This window comes from Mameliella sp. CS4 (assembly GCF_019392335.1).
Lineage (GTDB): Bacteria > Pseudomonadota > Alphaproteobacteria > Rhodobacterales > Rhodobacteraceae > Antarctobacter.
The window spans coordinates 117,742-131,549 of the sequence record NZ_JAHXRQ010000009.1; the positions used below are offsets into that span (position 1 = coordinate 117,742).

Annotated in this window: 13 protein-coding genes and 1 pseudogene; 11 read left to right on the top strand and 3 right to left on the bottom strand. The window is 63.7% G+C overall.

The genetic code is table 11. From position 1 onward, the window contains the following. Positions 1-518: 518 nt before the first annotated feature. A complete protein-coding gene (locus tag KZZ07_RS12955; protein WP_219514648.1) occupies positions 519-1,226 on the bottom strand; it encodes a PAS domain-containing protein in 708 nt (235 codons plus the stop codon). Positions 1,227-1,440: 214 nt separating this feature from the next. On the opposite strand from KZZ07_RS12955, the gene KZZ07_RS12960 reads away from it, so the two are divergent. The 3 genes from KZZ07_RS12960 to KZZ07_RS12970 are packed head-to-tail and all read left to right on the top strand — an operon-like array spanning position 1,441 to position 3,508. After that, positions 1,441-2,331: a YicC/YloC family endoribonuclease gene (locus tag KZZ07_RS12960; RefSeq protein ID WP_255564321.1), complete on the top strand. Its 891-nt coding sequence runs from the start codon at positions 1,441-1,443 to the stop codon at positions 2,329-2,331. 8 nt (positions 2,332-2,339) lie between these two features. After that, positions 2,340-2,990 (top strand): guanylate kinase, encoded by a 651-nt coding sequence (gene gmk, locus KZZ07_RS12965; RefSeq protein WP_370631152.1) that lies wholly within the window; start codon positions 2,340-2,342, stop codon positions 2,988-2,990. After that, positions 2,987-3,508: a gamma carbonic anhydrase family protein gene (locus KZZ07_RS12970; RefSeq protein ID WP_219514649.1), complete on the top strand. Its 522-nt coding sequence runs from the start codon at positions 2,987-2,989 to the stop codon at positions 3,506-3,508. Before gmk ends, KZZ07_RS12970 begins: the two co-directional genes overlap by 4 nt. 7 nt (positions 3,509-3,515) lie before the next feature. On the opposite strand, the gene KZZ07_RS12975 is transcribed toward KZZ07_RS12970, so the two are convergent. Continuing rightward, positions 3,516-4,007, bottom strand: a complete 492-nt coding sequence (locus tag KZZ07_RS12975; RefSeq protein ID WP_219514650.1) for a hypothetical protein — start codon at positions 4,005-4,007, stop codon at positions 3,516-3,518. Positions 4,008-4,223: 216 nt separating this feature from the next. Between KZZ07_RS12975 and KZZ07_RS12980 the strand changes: the two genes are divergently transcribed. Further along, a complete protein-coding gene (locus tag KZZ07_RS12980) occupies positions 4,224-5,402 on the top strand; it encodes a trans-sulfuration enzyme family protein (protein ID WP_219514652.1) in 1,179 nt (392 codons plus the stop codon). Beyond that, positions 5,402-6,442 (top strand): ATP-binding protein, encoded by a 1,041-nt coding sequence (locus tag KZZ07_RS12985; RefSeq protein ID WP_219514654.1) that lies wholly within the window; start codon positions 5,402-5,404, stop codon positions 6,440-6,442. The genes KZZ07_RS12980 and KZZ07_RS12985 overlap by 1 nt, the downstream gene beginning before the upstream one ends. A gap of 25 nt (positions 6,443-6,467) precedes the next feature. Here the strand turns inward: KZZ07_RS12985 and KZZ07_RS12990 are convergent, their stop codons facing one another. After that, positions 6,468-7,397: a DUF6065 family protein gene (locus KZZ07_RS12990; RefSeq protein ID WP_219514656.1), complete on the bottom strand. Its 930-nt coding sequence runs from the start codon at positions 7,395-7,397 to the stop codon at positions 6,468-6,470. A gap of 193 nt (positions 7,398-7,590) precedes the next feature. On the opposite strand from KZZ07_RS12990, the pseudogene KZZ07_RS12995 reads away from it, so the two are divergent. From KZZ07_RS12995 to phoB, 6 genes and pseudogenes are all read left to right on the top strand, one after another. After that, positions 7,591-8,631 (top strand): annotated as a pseudogene (locus KZZ07_RS12995) (substrate-binding domain-containing protein). Between the two features lie 105 nt (positions 8,632-8,736). Further along, positions 8,737-10,200, top strand: coding sequence for a phosphate ABC transporter permease subunit PstC (pstC, locus tag KZZ07_RS13000; protein ID WP_219514659.1), 1,464 nt, complete (start codon positions 8,737-8,739; stop codon positions 10,198-10,200). After that, complete coding sequence (gene pstA / locus KZZ07_RS13005; protein WP_219514661.1) at positions 10,200-11,531, top strand: phosphate ABC transporter permease PstA; 1,332 nt, start codon at positions 10,200-10,202, stop codon at positions 11,529-11,531. Before pstC ends, pstA begins: the two co-directional genes overlap by 1 nt. Positions 11,532-11,563: 32 nt before the next feature. Next, the gene (gene pstB, locus KZZ07_RS13010; protein WP_219514663.1) at positions 11,564-12,361 is read left to right on the top strand and encodes a phosphate ABC transporter ATP-binding protein PstB; all 798 of its coding nucleotides are present in this window, start codon (positions 11,564-11,566) and stop codon (positions 12,359-12,361) included. Then, positions 12,361-13,101 (top strand): phosphate signaling complex protein PhoU, encoded by a 741-nt coding sequence (phoU, locus tag KZZ07_RS13015; RefSeq protein WP_219514665.1) that lies wholly within the window; start codon positions 12,361-12,363, stop codon positions 13,099-13,101. Before pstB ends, phoU begins: the two co-directional genes overlap by 1 nt. Positions 13,102-13,105: 4 nt before the next feature. Then, positions 13,106-13,795 carry a phosphate regulon transcriptional regulator PhoB gene (gene phoB, locus KZZ07_RS13020; protein WP_219514667.1) on the top strand — a complete coding sequence of 230 codons (690 nt, stop codon included), beginning with the start codon at positions 13,106-13,108 and terminating at the stop codon, positions 13,793-13,795. Positions 13,796-13,808: the final 13 nt, after the last annotated feature.

Genomic DNA, 13,808 nt, shown 5'->3' on the forward strand with positions numbered 1-13,808 from the left:
CCCGCAGGGTCCTGCGGGGGCGCTTTTTCATTTTCCTCGCCTGTGGAGATCCGGCAAGACAACCGTCTTGCTGACAGATCTTGAGACGGCGTTTCGCTCTTGTGGCGCTCAGGTGGATGGTCTGTTCGGTCGAGGTTTTGCCCGGGTCCGAATTGAACCGGTGATCGCAGAGGTCGGGCAGACATTGCGTCTTGGTCTCTCCCGACACCAAGCCGGACACCCGGGAGCTGGGAACACCGTCTTCGGCAAGGGCGCTTTTCCCCCGCTTTTCCAACAGGCTGTCGCGAGTTGGTGTAAGTCATCGCGGACAAAACCCTGATTTCTGAGCATCATGAACAGTTTATGCGAGATTTTCCTAAAGTTATTTTCACTCCAAGGTTGTTCTGAAATGACAGCCGTGCAGACTGTTTCCTGGGTGTAGCGGATTAAAGGAAAGCGAAATAATTCAATGGACTGGACAACGCAACGAAAGCAACCCCGGGGGGCGTCGGGGCCATCGTCACCTTTTCCGTTGGTGTTCAGTCGTTGCTGACGATCAGCTTGAGGTGGCCATGTTCCGAGACCGGTGTGCCAGGGGTGTCAAGCAGGTCGCTCGGGCGCGGTTCAAAGCGCGCCGGATCTTCGCGCAGCGCCGGGGCCGGTTCCTCGGGGCGGTCGTCCGCCGGGACAATATCTTGTCCGGTCAGGGCCGGCGTGACCTCGACATGGCGCAATACGAAACGGCGCGGGGTGCGGCCGATCCGTCCGTGGGTGACCAGTGCGCCCAGCGCACGGGTCTGGTCCCCGAAGTCCGAGCGCAGCGGCAGAAGCACCATGTTGGCTTCCATGTCGGGCTTGCCGAACCCGCCCTCGGCGGTGAGGTCGATGCGGACGATGCAGGGGCCGGCAAAGAGGTCCGCCACTGCCTGGCCGAACCGCTCGCGGTCCGTGGGCGCGATGAGGCTGGACAGCGGCATCCCGGCGATCTGCATACCCATAAGGTCATTGAGATGCGTGCCAGCCACGCGGATCTTGGCCATCGTGGGCGCAATCCGTTCCATCAGAAAGGCGTTTTCCAGCGCGTCTTCCATGCCGCGCGGGTCGATCTGACTGCGCAGGGGAACGGCATCACGGGCGCATAGTCCGTGCCAATACGCCTCGACCTGTCGCAGCGGCGCCAGCCGTCGCATCTTTTCCCGATCCGTCATCGAAACGACGTCCTCGCCGCTACCACCTTTGCCCAACATGCCAATGCTCCTGTCGTTCGGTGCAGTATGGCGGGGCCCCCTGCCACCAAGCCTGCTTAATCAAGGTTACGAATTCATTACTACCAGAGGTTACTACCAGAGGTTCGCTTCAAATTCGCCCCAATTCTGAACCGAAGGTTAACGAACGGGCAGGGTGCTTGCGCCCGGGCGCGTCTGCCGATACCCCTTTTGGCAGCACGAGGGGAGAGGCGAGATGCGGCAATCCATGACGGGGTTCGCCAGCCAGAACGGCCAGGGACTTGGCCGCAGCTGGACCTGGGAATTGCGCGGGGTCAACGGCAAGGGGCTGGACCTGCGCCTGCGTATGCCGGACGGAATCGAGGGGCTAGAAGCCGGCGTTCGGTCGCGCTGCGCCGAGCGGCTGAAACGCGGGAATGTCCAGGTTTCGCTGAAGCTGGCGGCAGAAGACACCGAGGGCGGCCTGCGGATCGACGAGGCGCAGCTGGCCGCCGTTCTGGCGGCCATGCAGCGGATCGAAAGCGACGCGATGGACAAGGGCCTGTCCCTGGCACCTTCTACGGCGGCCGAGATCGTGGCCCTGCGCGGCGTGCTGACCGCAGAGGTGCCAGAGGCCGACCCCAGGGCGCTGTGCACCGCTCTGCTGGCGGATTTCGACATGGCACTGAACAGCTTTGTCGCCATGCGCCGGTCCGAAGGGACCGCGCTGGCGCGAATTCTGACCCAGCAACTGGACGAAATCACGACCCTGGTCGACGAAGCCGAGGCCGCCGTGGTCGAGCGTCAGCCGCAGCAGGCAGAGCGCCTGCGCGATCAGCTGCGCCGCGTGACAGAGAATGCCGATGGTGTGGACGAGGCGAGGCTGGCGCAGGAACTGGCGCTGATCGCGGTGAAATCCGACATCACCGAAGAGACCGACCGGCTGCGCGCCCATATCGCTGCCGCGCGTGAGCTGCTGGAGGTCAAGGGCGCGGTGGGCCGCAAGTTCGATTTCCTGATGCAGGAGTTCAACCGCGAGGCCAACACGCTCTGTTCGAAATCCGGCGACACGCGGCTGACCCGCGCAGGCCTGGCGTTGAAGACGGTGATCGACCAGATGCGCGAGCAGGTTCAGAACGTGGAGTGACCCTGACCATGACCCCCGACATGACCCGCCGCGGCTTGCTCATCATCCTGTCTTCGCCTTCGGGTGCCGGGAAATCCACCCTGTCGCGCAGGCTATTGGACTGGGATCCGTCCCTGCGGTTTTCCGTTTCGGCCACCACGCGCACGCCGAGACCGGGCGAAGTGGACGGTGAGCATTACCACTTCATGACCGAAGATGCCTTCAAGCGGTCGGTCGCCGAACAGGGGATGCTGGAGCACGCGCATGTGTTCGGAAATTTCTACGGCAGCCCCCGTGCGCCCGTCGAAGAGGCCATCGGCCAGGGCTGTGACGTGCTGTTCGACATCGACTGGCAGGGCGCGCAGCAGATCCGCAATTCTGCGCTTGGCCAACATACGCTGTCGGTCTTCATTCTGCCGCCGTCGATCGAGGAACTGCATCGCCGGTTGGTGACCCGGGGGCAGGACGCGCCAGATGTGATCGCCAAGCGGATGCAGAAAAGCTGGGATGAGATCAGCCATTGGGACGGCTATGATTTCGTGCTGGTGAATGATGACCTGGACGCGACCTTTGACCGGTTGAAGACCATCGTCACAGCAACCCGCCTGCGGCGGTCGCAACAACCCGCATTGGTCGAGCACGTCCGCCACCTGCAAACCGAATTCGAGGAACTGTCATGACGATTTACGCATTGGACGGGATCGCCCCCGAGATTGCCGGAGACGCCTGGGTGGCGCCGGATGCCAACCTGATCGGGAAGGTGGTGATGGAGGCGAAATCCTCGGTCTGGTTCGGTTGCACCCTGCGCGGCGATAACGAGGAAATCCGCCTGGGCGAGGGCTCGAACCTGCAGGAGAATACGGTCTGCCATACCGACATGGGCTATCCGCTGGTGATCGGCAAAGGCTGCACCATCGGGCACAAGGTCATGCTGCACGGTTGCACCATCGGGGACAACACGCTGATCGGCATGGGGGCGACGATCCTCAACGGCGCGAAGATCGGCAAGAATTGCCTGATCGGCGCGGGCGCGCTTGTGACCGAGGGCAAGGAGATCCCCGACGGCAGCCTGGTGATGGGCATGCCCGGCAAGGTGGTACGCCAGCTTGACGAGGCGGCCATCGAGGGACTGAAGAAATCCGCCCTTGGCTACCAGGCCAATGCGGCACGCTTTGCCGCGGGCCTGAAACCGGTCTGAGGCCCGGTCAACGCGGAAGCGGCTTCATCTGGTCGGCGTGAATCGTCGGCAGGGTCGTTTCGCGCTGTTCGGAATGGAGGCCGTGCGACCGCCAGGTGCCGTCGTCGCACAGGCGCATGTGCATGAAGGCGCGATACGCGGGGATCGCAAAGGCCGATCCGCGCAGGATATAGGTCTCGTGCAGGCCGACGATGAAAGCGCGGGCGTCATCGGTGAACCGGGCCGCCCGGCAAAGCCGGTGGTATTCCGTGGCGCCGATCTGGGCAAATGTCTCGCGCGCGGCCTTTGCATTGACAATCCACTCGTCATGCGTGGCAAAGACGCGTTCCGTGTCAGGGGCGCTGATCCGGTTGGGAATCGCGATCGAGTCGGCCAATTGGTCCCAGTCGCGCGCCCAGAAGAGCACGTTGATGCGGTCCAGGCAGGCCTGGTAGATCGCCTCGGCCTGCGGATCCGTTTCCGAGACGATGTCGTCCACCTCTGGCTTTGGTGTCCACATGACCTGCTTCCTGACTACTGAGCCCCCGACCCCGGAGGCCGACGGTTCTGATACAGGCTTGGACGTAGCGGTCAATTCTGCATTGGGATAGGGGGAACGAATTCTGGAGTGTGTGCGTGTCTTGCGAAGATGGATTGCGATGGCTTTCCGGGGCTATCGACGGCGCCGGGACGATGGGCTAAGCATCGCCGGCGCAGACAGAAGGAACCGTGAGACATGAAAAAAACCCTGCAACGTCCAGCCGGTTGGCCCGCGTCGCTTTCCACGCCGGTGGTTTCTCCGATTGCCCCTTCGGTGGTCTATGCCTCGGCTTCGCCGGACGAGTTGGACTCGCAGTACGAAGGCCGCGAAACCGGCTATACCTACGCGCGTGAGGGGCACCCCAATGCTGATGTCCTGGCACAACGCATCGACGCCCTGGAAGGGGCCAGCGGCGGGTTGGTGGTCGGGTCCGGCATGGCGGCGGTCAGCGCGGTCCTGCTGGGGCTGTGCAAGACCGGCGATCATGTGATCGGCGCCGACCAGCTCTATGGCCGGTCGCTGCGCATGATGGCCGAGGATCTGCCGCGGCTGGGAATCGCGACCTCGCTGGTGGATGCCACGGATGCCAAGGCCGTTGCAGAGGCGATCCGCCCGGAAACCCGGCTGGTGCTGATCGAGGTGGTCTCGAACCCGACGATCCGCATTGCCGACCTGGACGCGGTGGCAGAGGTCTGCGCCGAGCGTGGGGTACTGCTGGTGGTGGACAACACCTTTACCACGCCGCTGGGCATCCGGCCCTTTGAACACGGGGCGGACATCGTGCTGCATTCCGTGACCAAGTTGCTGGCCGGCCATTCCGACGCCACCCTTGGATGGGTGGCCGCCAAGGACCCGGCGCTGGCCGAGCGGATGCGCATCTTTGCCGTCACGACGGGCATGACGCCCAGCCCCTTTGATTGCTGGCTGGCCGAACGTGGCCTGGCCACTTTTGCGCTGCGCTACGCGCGGGCGCAGGACACGTCGCAACGGCTGGCGGATTACCTTTCGGGCGCCGAAGGCGTGAAACGTGTGCTTTATCCCACCCGTCCCGATCATCCCGATGCGGCGCGCGCGCAATCGCTGCTCAAGGGGCAGGGCGGCCACATGGTCAGTTTCGAGATCGAGGGCGGGCGCGCGGCGGCCAATGCCTTTGCCGAGGCCGCGAGCGGTATCGCCTTTGCGCCCACCCTGGGTGACGTCGGCACCACGCTGTCGCATCCGGCCTCGTCCTCGCACCGGGCCCTGACGCCCGAGGCGCGCGCCAAGATGGGCGTGTCCGAGGGGTTCTTCCGGGTTTCCGTGGGGCTTGAAGATCCTGAAGCGCTGATAGCCTGTTTCGGCGACGGGCTGGCCGCCGCACGAGGCGCTGCCTGATGTCCGACTTCGTCGCCGGTTTCGTGGACGCGGTGCCAATGCCCGCTCTGGTGATCCGCAGCGACGAACGGATCGCGGCAGCGAACGAACCGGCCCGCGCCCTTCTGGGGGCGGGCATCGGGGGGCGGCATTTCCTGACCGCCCTGCGCCAGCCGCAACTTCTGGACGCGATCGAGAACTGTCTGCGCGACCGGGCGCCGCGCGCCACCGACTACCTTGGCAACGACGGGCGTCAGGACACCACCTTTCGCGTCTCCGTCCGGCCGGTGGACCTGCCCACTGGCGGCGGCGTCCTTGTCTGCTTCGAGGACGTGACCCACGCGCATCAGTTGGTGCAGATGCGGCGCGACTTCGTCGCCAACGTCAGCCACGAACTGCGCACGCCGCTGACCGCGCTGATCGGGTTCATCGAAACCCTGAAAGGCCCGGCCCGGAACGATCCCGCCGGACAGCAGCGGTTCCTCAACATCATGGAAGCCGAGGCCCACAGGATGAACCGCCTTGTCGGCGATCTTCTGTCCTTGAGCCGGGTCGAAGCCGAAGAGCGCGTGCGCCCGACCTCGCGTCTGGATCTGGCAGAGCTGGTCTTGTCCACGATCCAGAGCCTGACCCCGATGGCCGAGAATAATGACGTGAGGCTGGCCCATGACCTGCCGGAGGGGCAACGCGTCGTGGTTGCCGCGGACGAGGACCAGTTGCGGCAGGTGCTGACCAATCTGGTCGAGAACGGCATCAAGTACAGCGGCAAGGGCAGCACGGTCACGGTGCGCCTGACCGCCCCAGATTACATCCCGCGTCTTCAGGGGCAGGGGGTGACGCTGGTGGTCGAGGACAGCGGCGCAGGCATAGATCCAATCCACCTGCCGCGCCTGACGGAACGGTTCTACCGTGTCGACAGCCATCGCTCGCGCGAGATGGGCGGCACGGGATTGGGTCTTGCCATCGTCAAGCACATCGTGAACCGCCACCGCGGGCGGCTGCGGATCGACAGCGAAAAGGAGCAGGGGACCCGGTTCACGATCACCCTGCCCGTGGGGTGATCCGGTACGGGCCCGGCTGCCCCTGTCAGTCGGCTTTCTTGCGCTCTACGGGGCTTGCGAGCTTGAGGCTGGTGTAATGTGTCTGTGCCGCGCCCTGCGGTGCGCGGCCTCGGAAATAGTGTTTCTGCCAATTGCTGCCAGCATCTAGGCGGGTCTTCTGCTCCTCGATGAAGGTTTTCCGGCTTTCGGCAAAGGATGAGACGCGCGAGGCGAGGTCGGGCGTATCGGCCAACTCGCCGATTTCGATCCGGGTTTCTTCGATCTCGGCCAGTCGAACCGGGAAGAACATGCAGAAGGGCTCGTCCTTCTCGAAACGGATCCAGGCCTGCCTGAACATTAGGCGCCAGTTCATCGTGAAGGTGAAGGGGAGCCAGTCGGTCTCGACGATGCCGCTGAGGGGCATGATACCCTGCTTTGGACAGTTGACCGGTCCCGTCAGATACAGCGCATGGCCCGGATCGGTTTCGAACACCGCGCCGATGTGGAAAGTCAGGATGCCGTGGCCGAAATGGGAAACCGCCGGGGGAGTGTCCGGCTCGTCGTATTCGAACTCCAGTTTCGGCCTGTCGTCATCCCCGATCATACGCACCCGGAATCCCGATGGGCAGAGCACCTGCCAGCCATGAGAATTGGCGATGTTGAGCGGCAGGCAGCGATAGGCAAATCGATTCGCGGTCTTGTCCATCCACCGGCGCGCCACCGGTGCCGGTTCTACCCGGATCGTATGACCGGGCAGTCTGTGGATGCGGATCGTTGAACTCATTGGCTTTTCTCCTGTGCCTGCCAAATTCATCGGCCCGCGACTCGCTTCGGCCTCACCCTCGATGATTCGGCTTGCCGCTGTTCGCGCGAACCGGGATAGCGGCAAAATCTGGCGGTCCAGCGGCGCATTTTCGGCATTTTCCGTTTTGTCTCCACCTTGCGGTTCGAAATTGCACGGGCAGGAATACGCCACATGGTTGTGCCGATAGAGCGTGAAACCCGTGAGTGCCGAGTTGCCCTAGCGTAACCAGCGAGATGTCGCGGGCGATTCAGGGCATGTCATAAAACTGTTACCCAGGCGTCACAAAACTATAGCGCGGGGCCTTTAGCCGTCCGGACCAAGGTCATCGTGGGGATGACTGATTCCTAAGCTCAGGGAGCTATCCATGACATTCGCTAAACTGACCGCCTCGACCCTGGCGATCGCAGCCGTTTCGGCCACCGCAGCCGTTGCCCGTGACAACATCCAGGTTGCCGGTTCCTCGACCGTTCTGCCCTATGCATAGATCGTTGCAGAAGCTTTCGGTGCCAACACCGACTTCCCGACGCCGGTCGTTGAATCGGGCGGCTCCTCGGCTGGCCTCAAGCGCTTCTGCGAAGGCGTGGGCGAAAACACCATCGACGTCGCCAACGCGTCGCGCGCCATCCGCGAAAAAGAGATCAAGGCCTGCGCCGAAAACGGTGTGACCGACATCATCGAAGTCCGCATCGGCTATGACGGCATCGTCTTCGCCTCGCAGGCAGACGGCCCGGCCTTCAACGCCTTCACCCCCTCCGACATCTTCAACGCCCTGGCGCCGAAGGTTGTGGTCGACGGCGAGCTGGTCGACAACCCCTACACCACGTGGAACGCGTTCAACGCCGATCTGCCGGACGCCGAGATCCTCGCCTTTATCCCGGGCACCAAGCACGGCACCCGCGAAGTGTTCGAGGAAAAAGTGATCGCGGCAGGCTGTGAAGCTACGGGCGCCTATGACGCGATGATCGCGGCCGGCATGTCCGAAGACGACGCCGAAGACGCCTGCCTGATGGTCCGCACCGACGGTCGTTCGGTCGACATCGACGGCGACTATACCGAGACCCTCGCCTCGATCGACGCCAACGCCCACGGCATCGGCGTGTTCGGCCTGGCGTTCTACGAGAACAACACCGACAAGCTGAAGGTCGCCACCATGTCGGGCGTCGAGCCCACGACCGAAAGCATCGCCTCGGGTGAATACCCGGTGTCGCGCCCGCTGTTCTTCTACGTCAAGAAAGCCCACATCGGCGTGATCCCCGGCCTGAAGGAATACGCCCAGTTCTTCATCGCCGACGAACTGGCCGGCCCCTCCGGCCCGCTCGCCAACTATGGCCTGGTGTCCGACCCCGAGCTGGCCAAGACCCAGCAGATGGTCGCCGACGAAGTCGTGATGGGCGAAGGCATGTAATCCACCCTTCCGGGTTGATTGCACCTGACGCCTGCGGGGGCGGCATATTCCGCCGCCCCCCATTCTTTTAGGACCTTTTCAACTATTCCTGACTTCGGGGGGCACATGCCTGTTATCTGGCTCATCGTGATCGTGCTTGCGCTGGCGGTCGCCGGGTTCATCCTCGGCCGGACCCGCGCGATGCAAAGCGCCGGAGGCGACCGTCGGCATCTGCACTCGCTGCCGACCTACTATGGCTCGAACGTGGCGCTGAAGGCCGCCGTTCCGGCCATTCTGCTGATGGTCGTCTGGCTGGTGGCCCAGCCCTTCTATGTCAACAGCGTCGTCTCCGGCATGATCCCGGACAGCGCGGTCGCCGACGGATCCAGCCGGGGCCTTGTACTGGCCGAAGTGCGCCGCGCGGCGGACGGCCTGGACAATGCGGTCGCCCTGGGGGCGATTTCCGAAGAGTTCGCCCGCAACGCCCGCGCAGATTTCACCGATGTGACCACCCGCCTCAAGGAGGCGGGCCAGATCGTGACCACCCAGATCACCCAGCCCGTGCTGCGCGCGGCGCAGAAATACCGTGTGATGAACGCGACCGGCAACATGATCATGTCCGGTGTGGTGATCCTGATCGCGCTGCTGGGCATCTTCTGGGGCCTGCGTGAGACCAACAAGGACTTTCGCGCCCGCAACGTCGTCGAGAAAAGCGTGTTGGCGCTGCTGATCGCCGCGGCCTCCATCGCGGTGCTGACTACGGTCGGGATCGTCCTCTCACTGATCTTCAACACCATCGAGTTCTTCCGCCTGTACCCGGCCTCCGAGTTCTTTGGCTCGCTGACCTGGTCGCCTTCCTTTGGCGGCGGGTCCGAGCTGGGCGTTCTGCCGCTGCTCTGGGGCACCTTCTACATCTCTCTGGTGGCTCTGATCGTGGCGGTGCCGATCGGGCTGTTTGCCGCCGTCTACCTGTCCGAATATGCCTCCAAGCCGGTGCGCAGCTTTGCCAAGCCGATGCTGGAGGTGCTGGCCGGTATCCCGACTATTGTCTACGGCCTCTTCGCGCTGCTGACCATCGGCCCGATGCTGCTGAGCGCCTTCGGCCCCGACGGCACTGGCTGGATGAGCGGGCAGCGCGCCGTCGTCACCGCCGGCCTGGCCATGGGCATCATGTTGATCCCCTTCGTCAGCTCTCTGTCCGATGACATCATCAACGCGGTGCCGCAGGCGATGCGTGACGGGTCCTACGGGCTGGGCGCCACCAAGTCCGAAACCATCAAGCAGGTTATCCTGCCCGCCGCCTTGCCGGGGATCGTCGGCGCCGTTCTGCTGGCGACCTCGCGGGCCATCGGAGAAACCATGATCGTGGTGCTGGGGGCAGGGGCCGCCGCGCGGCTCAGCCTCAACCCTTTCGAGGCCATGACCACAGTGACCGCCAAGATCGTCAGCCAGCTGACCGGCGACAGCGACTTTGCCTCGCCCGAGGCGCTGGTGGCCTTCGCCTTGGGCATGACCCTCTTCATCATGACGCTGGGGCTGAACGTCTTCGCCCTCTACATCGTGCGCAAATACCGGGAGCAGTACGACTAATGACCGACGCAAGCATGGATACGCCCCAACCGCGCCGGGCCAAGACTTCGTTGATGACCGAGGATGCGCGCACCAAAAAGCGCAATGCGTCGGAAAAGCGGTTCCAGGCCTACGGGATCGCCGCCATCGCCACCGGCCTGTTCTTCCTTGTTGTCCTGGCCTTCTCGATCGTGCGGTCGGGCCTGCCGGCCTTCACCACTACCGTGGTCGACGTCAACTTTACCCTGACGCAGGCACAGTTCGACGAGGCCGAGGGTCAGCTGTTCAAGACCAAGGCCTATTCGGGCTACTTCATCACCGCCCTGCAGCAAAAGCTGGAGGCCGAGAACGTGCAGGTGGCCTTTGACGAGGCGGCCATCGAACGGATCATGGGCAAGATCGGCGGCACGCTGCGTGAATACTACACCGCCAACCCCGATCAGCTGGACGAGGAAGTGGCCTTCAAGCTGAACGCCGCTTCGCGCGTCGACGGGTACTTCAAGGGCCGCGTCCAGCGCGAAACCCTGCAGGACAGCCGCTTTCTGACGCTGGCCGATCTGGACCTTGTCGATGCGCTTGCCGAGGCGGGCATTGTTCACACAACCTTTAACTGGGGCTTCATCACCGGGGCAGACTCTGGCGTGGACAACCCCGGCGGCGCCGGGATCGGGGCCTCTGTCGTGGGCTCGTTCTTCATGATGCTGGTGGTGCTGTTCCTGTCGCTGCCCATCGGTGTCGCCGCCTCGATCTATCTTGAGGAATTCGCGCCGCAGAACCGCTGGACGGACATAATCGAGGTGAATATCTCGAACCTTGCCGCCGTGCCTTCCATCGTCTTCGGCATCCTGGGCCTGGCCGTCTTCATCCAGTTCATGCACCTGCCGCAATCCGCGCCGCTGGTTGGTGGCCTGGTCCTGACGTTGATGACCCTGCCGACGATCATCATCTCGACCCGCGCCTCGCTGAAGGCGGTGCCGCCCTCGATCCGGGACGCGGCACTGGGGGTTGGCGCCTCCAAGATGCAGTCCGTGTTCCACCACGTCCTGCCGCTGGCCATGCCCGGCATCCTGACCGGGACCATCATCGGCCTGGCGCAGGCCCTGGGGGAAACCGCACCTCTGCTGTTGATCGGCATGGTCGGCTTTGTCGCCCGTGGCTATCCCGATGGCCTCATCGGCGGGTTCACCGACCCGAATTCGGCCATGCCCGCCCAGATCTACACCTGGGCCGCGCGCGCCGATCAGGCATTTTACGAAAAGGCCTGGGGCGGTATCATCATCCTGCTGATCTTCCTGCTGACCATGAACATCATCGCAATCATTCTGCGCCGCCGCTTCGAGCGTCGCTGGTAAGGTTCGGGCAGCGGATCTAGGAGAGAGTAACTATGTACGACGCACCGCATACGGAGAGAGACGTGGACCAGCAGGACATCAAGATCAGCGCCCGCAAGGTGCAGGTCTATTACGGCACCACCCACGCTATCAAGGACGTGGACTGTGACATCGAAGACAAGACCGTCACCGCCTTCATCGGCCCGTCGGGCTGCGGCAAGTCGACCTTCCTGCGCTGCCTGAACCGGATGAACGACACCATCGACGTCTGCCGCGTCGAGGGCGACATCTCGATCGACGGCGAGGACATCTACGACAAGCGGGTCGACCCGGTCCAGCTGCGCGCCAAGGTCGGCATGGTCTTTCAAAAGCCCAACCCCTTTCCGAAGTCGATCTACGACAATATCGCCTACGGTCCGCGCATCCACGGCCTTGCCAAGAACAAGGCCGACCTGGACGAGATCGTCGAGAAGAGCCTGCGCCGTGGCGCCATCTGGGACGAGGTCAAGGACCGGCTGGACGCGCCGGGCACGGGGCTGTCGGGCGGCCAGCAACAGCGTCTGTGCATCGCCCGCGCCGTTGCCACCGAACCCGAGGTCCTGCTGATGGACGAACCCTGTTCGGCGCTTGATCCGATTGCCACCAGCCAGGTCGAGGAACTGATCGACGAACTGCGGCAGGATTACTCGGTCGTCATCGTGACCCACTCGATGCAACAGGCCGCGCGCGTCAGCCAAAAGACCGCCTTCTTCCACCTGGGCAACCTCGTGGAATTCGGCGACACCGGCAAGATCTTCACCAACCCGGTGGACAGCCGGACGGAAAGCTACATCACGGGACGGATCGGCTAATGTCTGAACTCAAGCAACATATCGCCAGCGCCTTTGACCGCGATCTCAAAGGGGTGCAGGCGCAGATCATGAAGATGGGGGGCCTTGTCGAGGTCGCCATTCTGCAAGCCGCCAAGTCGCTGGAAACCCGCGACGAGGAACTGGCCGAAAAAGTGCGCCGGGACGATGCCGCCATCGACGCCCTGGAAGAGAGCCTGAACGAAGAGGCGGCCCGGGTGATCGCGCTGCGCGCGCCGATCGCCTCTGACCTGCGCGTGGTCCTTTCGGTCATGCGCATGTCCGCCAACCTGGAACGCATGGGGGATCTCAGCAAGAACATCGCCAAGCGGACCGGCGTGCTGGTCCAGATGCAGCCCATCGGCGGCACCGCGACGTCTCTGCGCCGCATGGCGCGCGAGGTCGAACTGATGCTCAAGGACGCGCTGGACGCCTATATCCAGCGGGACGAAGCCCTGGCCGAGGACGTGATCGAGCGTGACCTGGATGTGGACCAGATGTACAACACGCTGTTCCGCGAATTCCTGACCTTCATGCTGGAAGATCCGCGCAACATCACCGCCTGCATGCACCTGCATTTCATCGCCAAGAACATCGAGCGCATGGGGGATCACGTGACCTCGATCGCGGAACAGGTGGTCTTCCTGACCTCCGGCCGCAAGCCGGATGAACCCAGGGTAAAGGCTGACCGGACATCCTCGGATGCCGGGTTGGCGCCGGATATGGACGTGGACGGAGATTGAGCACATGGCCGCAGATCAGCCGACAGTCCTGGTGGTCGAGGATGAAGCCGCACAGCGTGAGGTCCTGACCTACAATCTCGAAGCCGAAGGGTTCCGCGTCACACGGGCCGAGAACGGCGAAGAGGCGCTGGTGCTGATCGACGAGGAAAGCCCGGACATCATCGTCCTGGACTGGATGCTGCCCAATGTCTCGGGGATCGAGGTCTGCCGCCAAATCAAGACGCGCCCCGAGACGCGCAGCGTGCCGATCATCATGCTTTCGGCCCGGTCCGAAGAGGTGGACCGGGTCCGCGGGCTGGAGACCGGGGCGGATGACTACGTGGTCAAACCCTACTCGGTGATCGAGCTCATGGCCCGGGTGCGCGCCCAGCTGCGCCGCGCACGTCCCGCCGCCGCCGGTCTGCGGCTGGAATACGAGGATATCGTTCTCGACAGCGAGACGCACCGCGTGACGCGCGGCAGCAAGCCGCTGAAACTGGGGCCGACGGAGTTCCGTCTGCTGACGACGTTCATGGAAAAGCCGGGCAGGGTCTGGTCACGCGAACAGTTGCTCGACCGGGTCTGGGGGCGTGACATCTATGTCGACACCCGCACCGTGGACGTACATATCGGGCGCCTGCGCAAGGCGCTGTGCCAGCATGGCGGCAACGACCCGCTGCGCACGGTGCGCGGTGCCGGCTACGCTCTGGGCTGATCATGATGGGGCA

Excerpts from the sequence above, each read along its gene's own strand:
- gmk (WP_370631152.1), top strand. The coding sequence starts at position 2,340 with ATGACCCCCGACATGACCCGCCGCGGCTTGCTCATCATCCTGTCTTCG.
- KZZ07_RS12955 (WP_219514648.1), bottom strand. The coding sequence starts at position 1,226 with ATGTTGGGCAAAGGTGGTAGCGGCGAGGACGTCGTTTCGATGACGGAT.
- KZZ07_RS12970 (WP_219514649.1), top strand. The coding sequence starts at position 2,987 with ATGACGATTTACGCATTGGACGGGATCGCCCCCGAGATTGCCGGAGAC.
- pstA (WP_219514661.1), top strand. The coding sequence starts at position 10,200 with ATGACCGACGCAAGCATGGATACGCCCCAACCGCGCCGGGCCAAGACT.
- KZZ07_RS12975 (WP_219514650.1), bottom strand. The coding sequence starts at position 4,007 with ATGTGGACACCAAAGCCAGAGGTGGACGACATCGTCTCGGAAACGGAT.
- phoU (WP_219514665.1), top strand. The coding sequence starts at position 12,361 with ATGTCTGAACTCAAGCAACATATCGCCAGCGCCTTTGACCGCGATCTC.
- KZZ07_RS12960 (WP_255564321.1), top strand. The coding sequence starts at position 1,441 with ATGCGGCAATCCATGACGGGGTTCGCCAGCCAGAACGGCCAGGGACTT.
- KZZ07_RS12985 (WP_219514654.1), top strand. The coding sequence starts at position 5,402 with ATGTCCGACTTCGTCGCCGGTTTCGTGGACGCGGTGCCAATGCCCGCT.
- pstB (WP_219514663.1), top strand. The coding sequence starts at position 11,564 with ATGTACGACGCACCGCATACGGAGAGAGACGTGGACCAGCAGGACATC.
- pstC (WP_219514659.1), top strand. The coding sequence starts at position 8,737 with ATGCCTGTTATCTGGCTCATCGTGATCGTGCTTGCGCTGGCGGTCGCC.
- KZZ07_RS12980 (WP_219514652.1), top strand. The coding sequence starts at position 4,224 with ATGAAAAAAACCCTGCAACGTCCAGCCGGTTGGCCCGCGTCGCTTTCC.
- phoB (WP_219514667.1), top strand. The coding sequence starts at position 13,106 with ATGGCCGCAGATCAGCCGACAGTCCTGGTGGTCGAGGATGAAGCCGCA.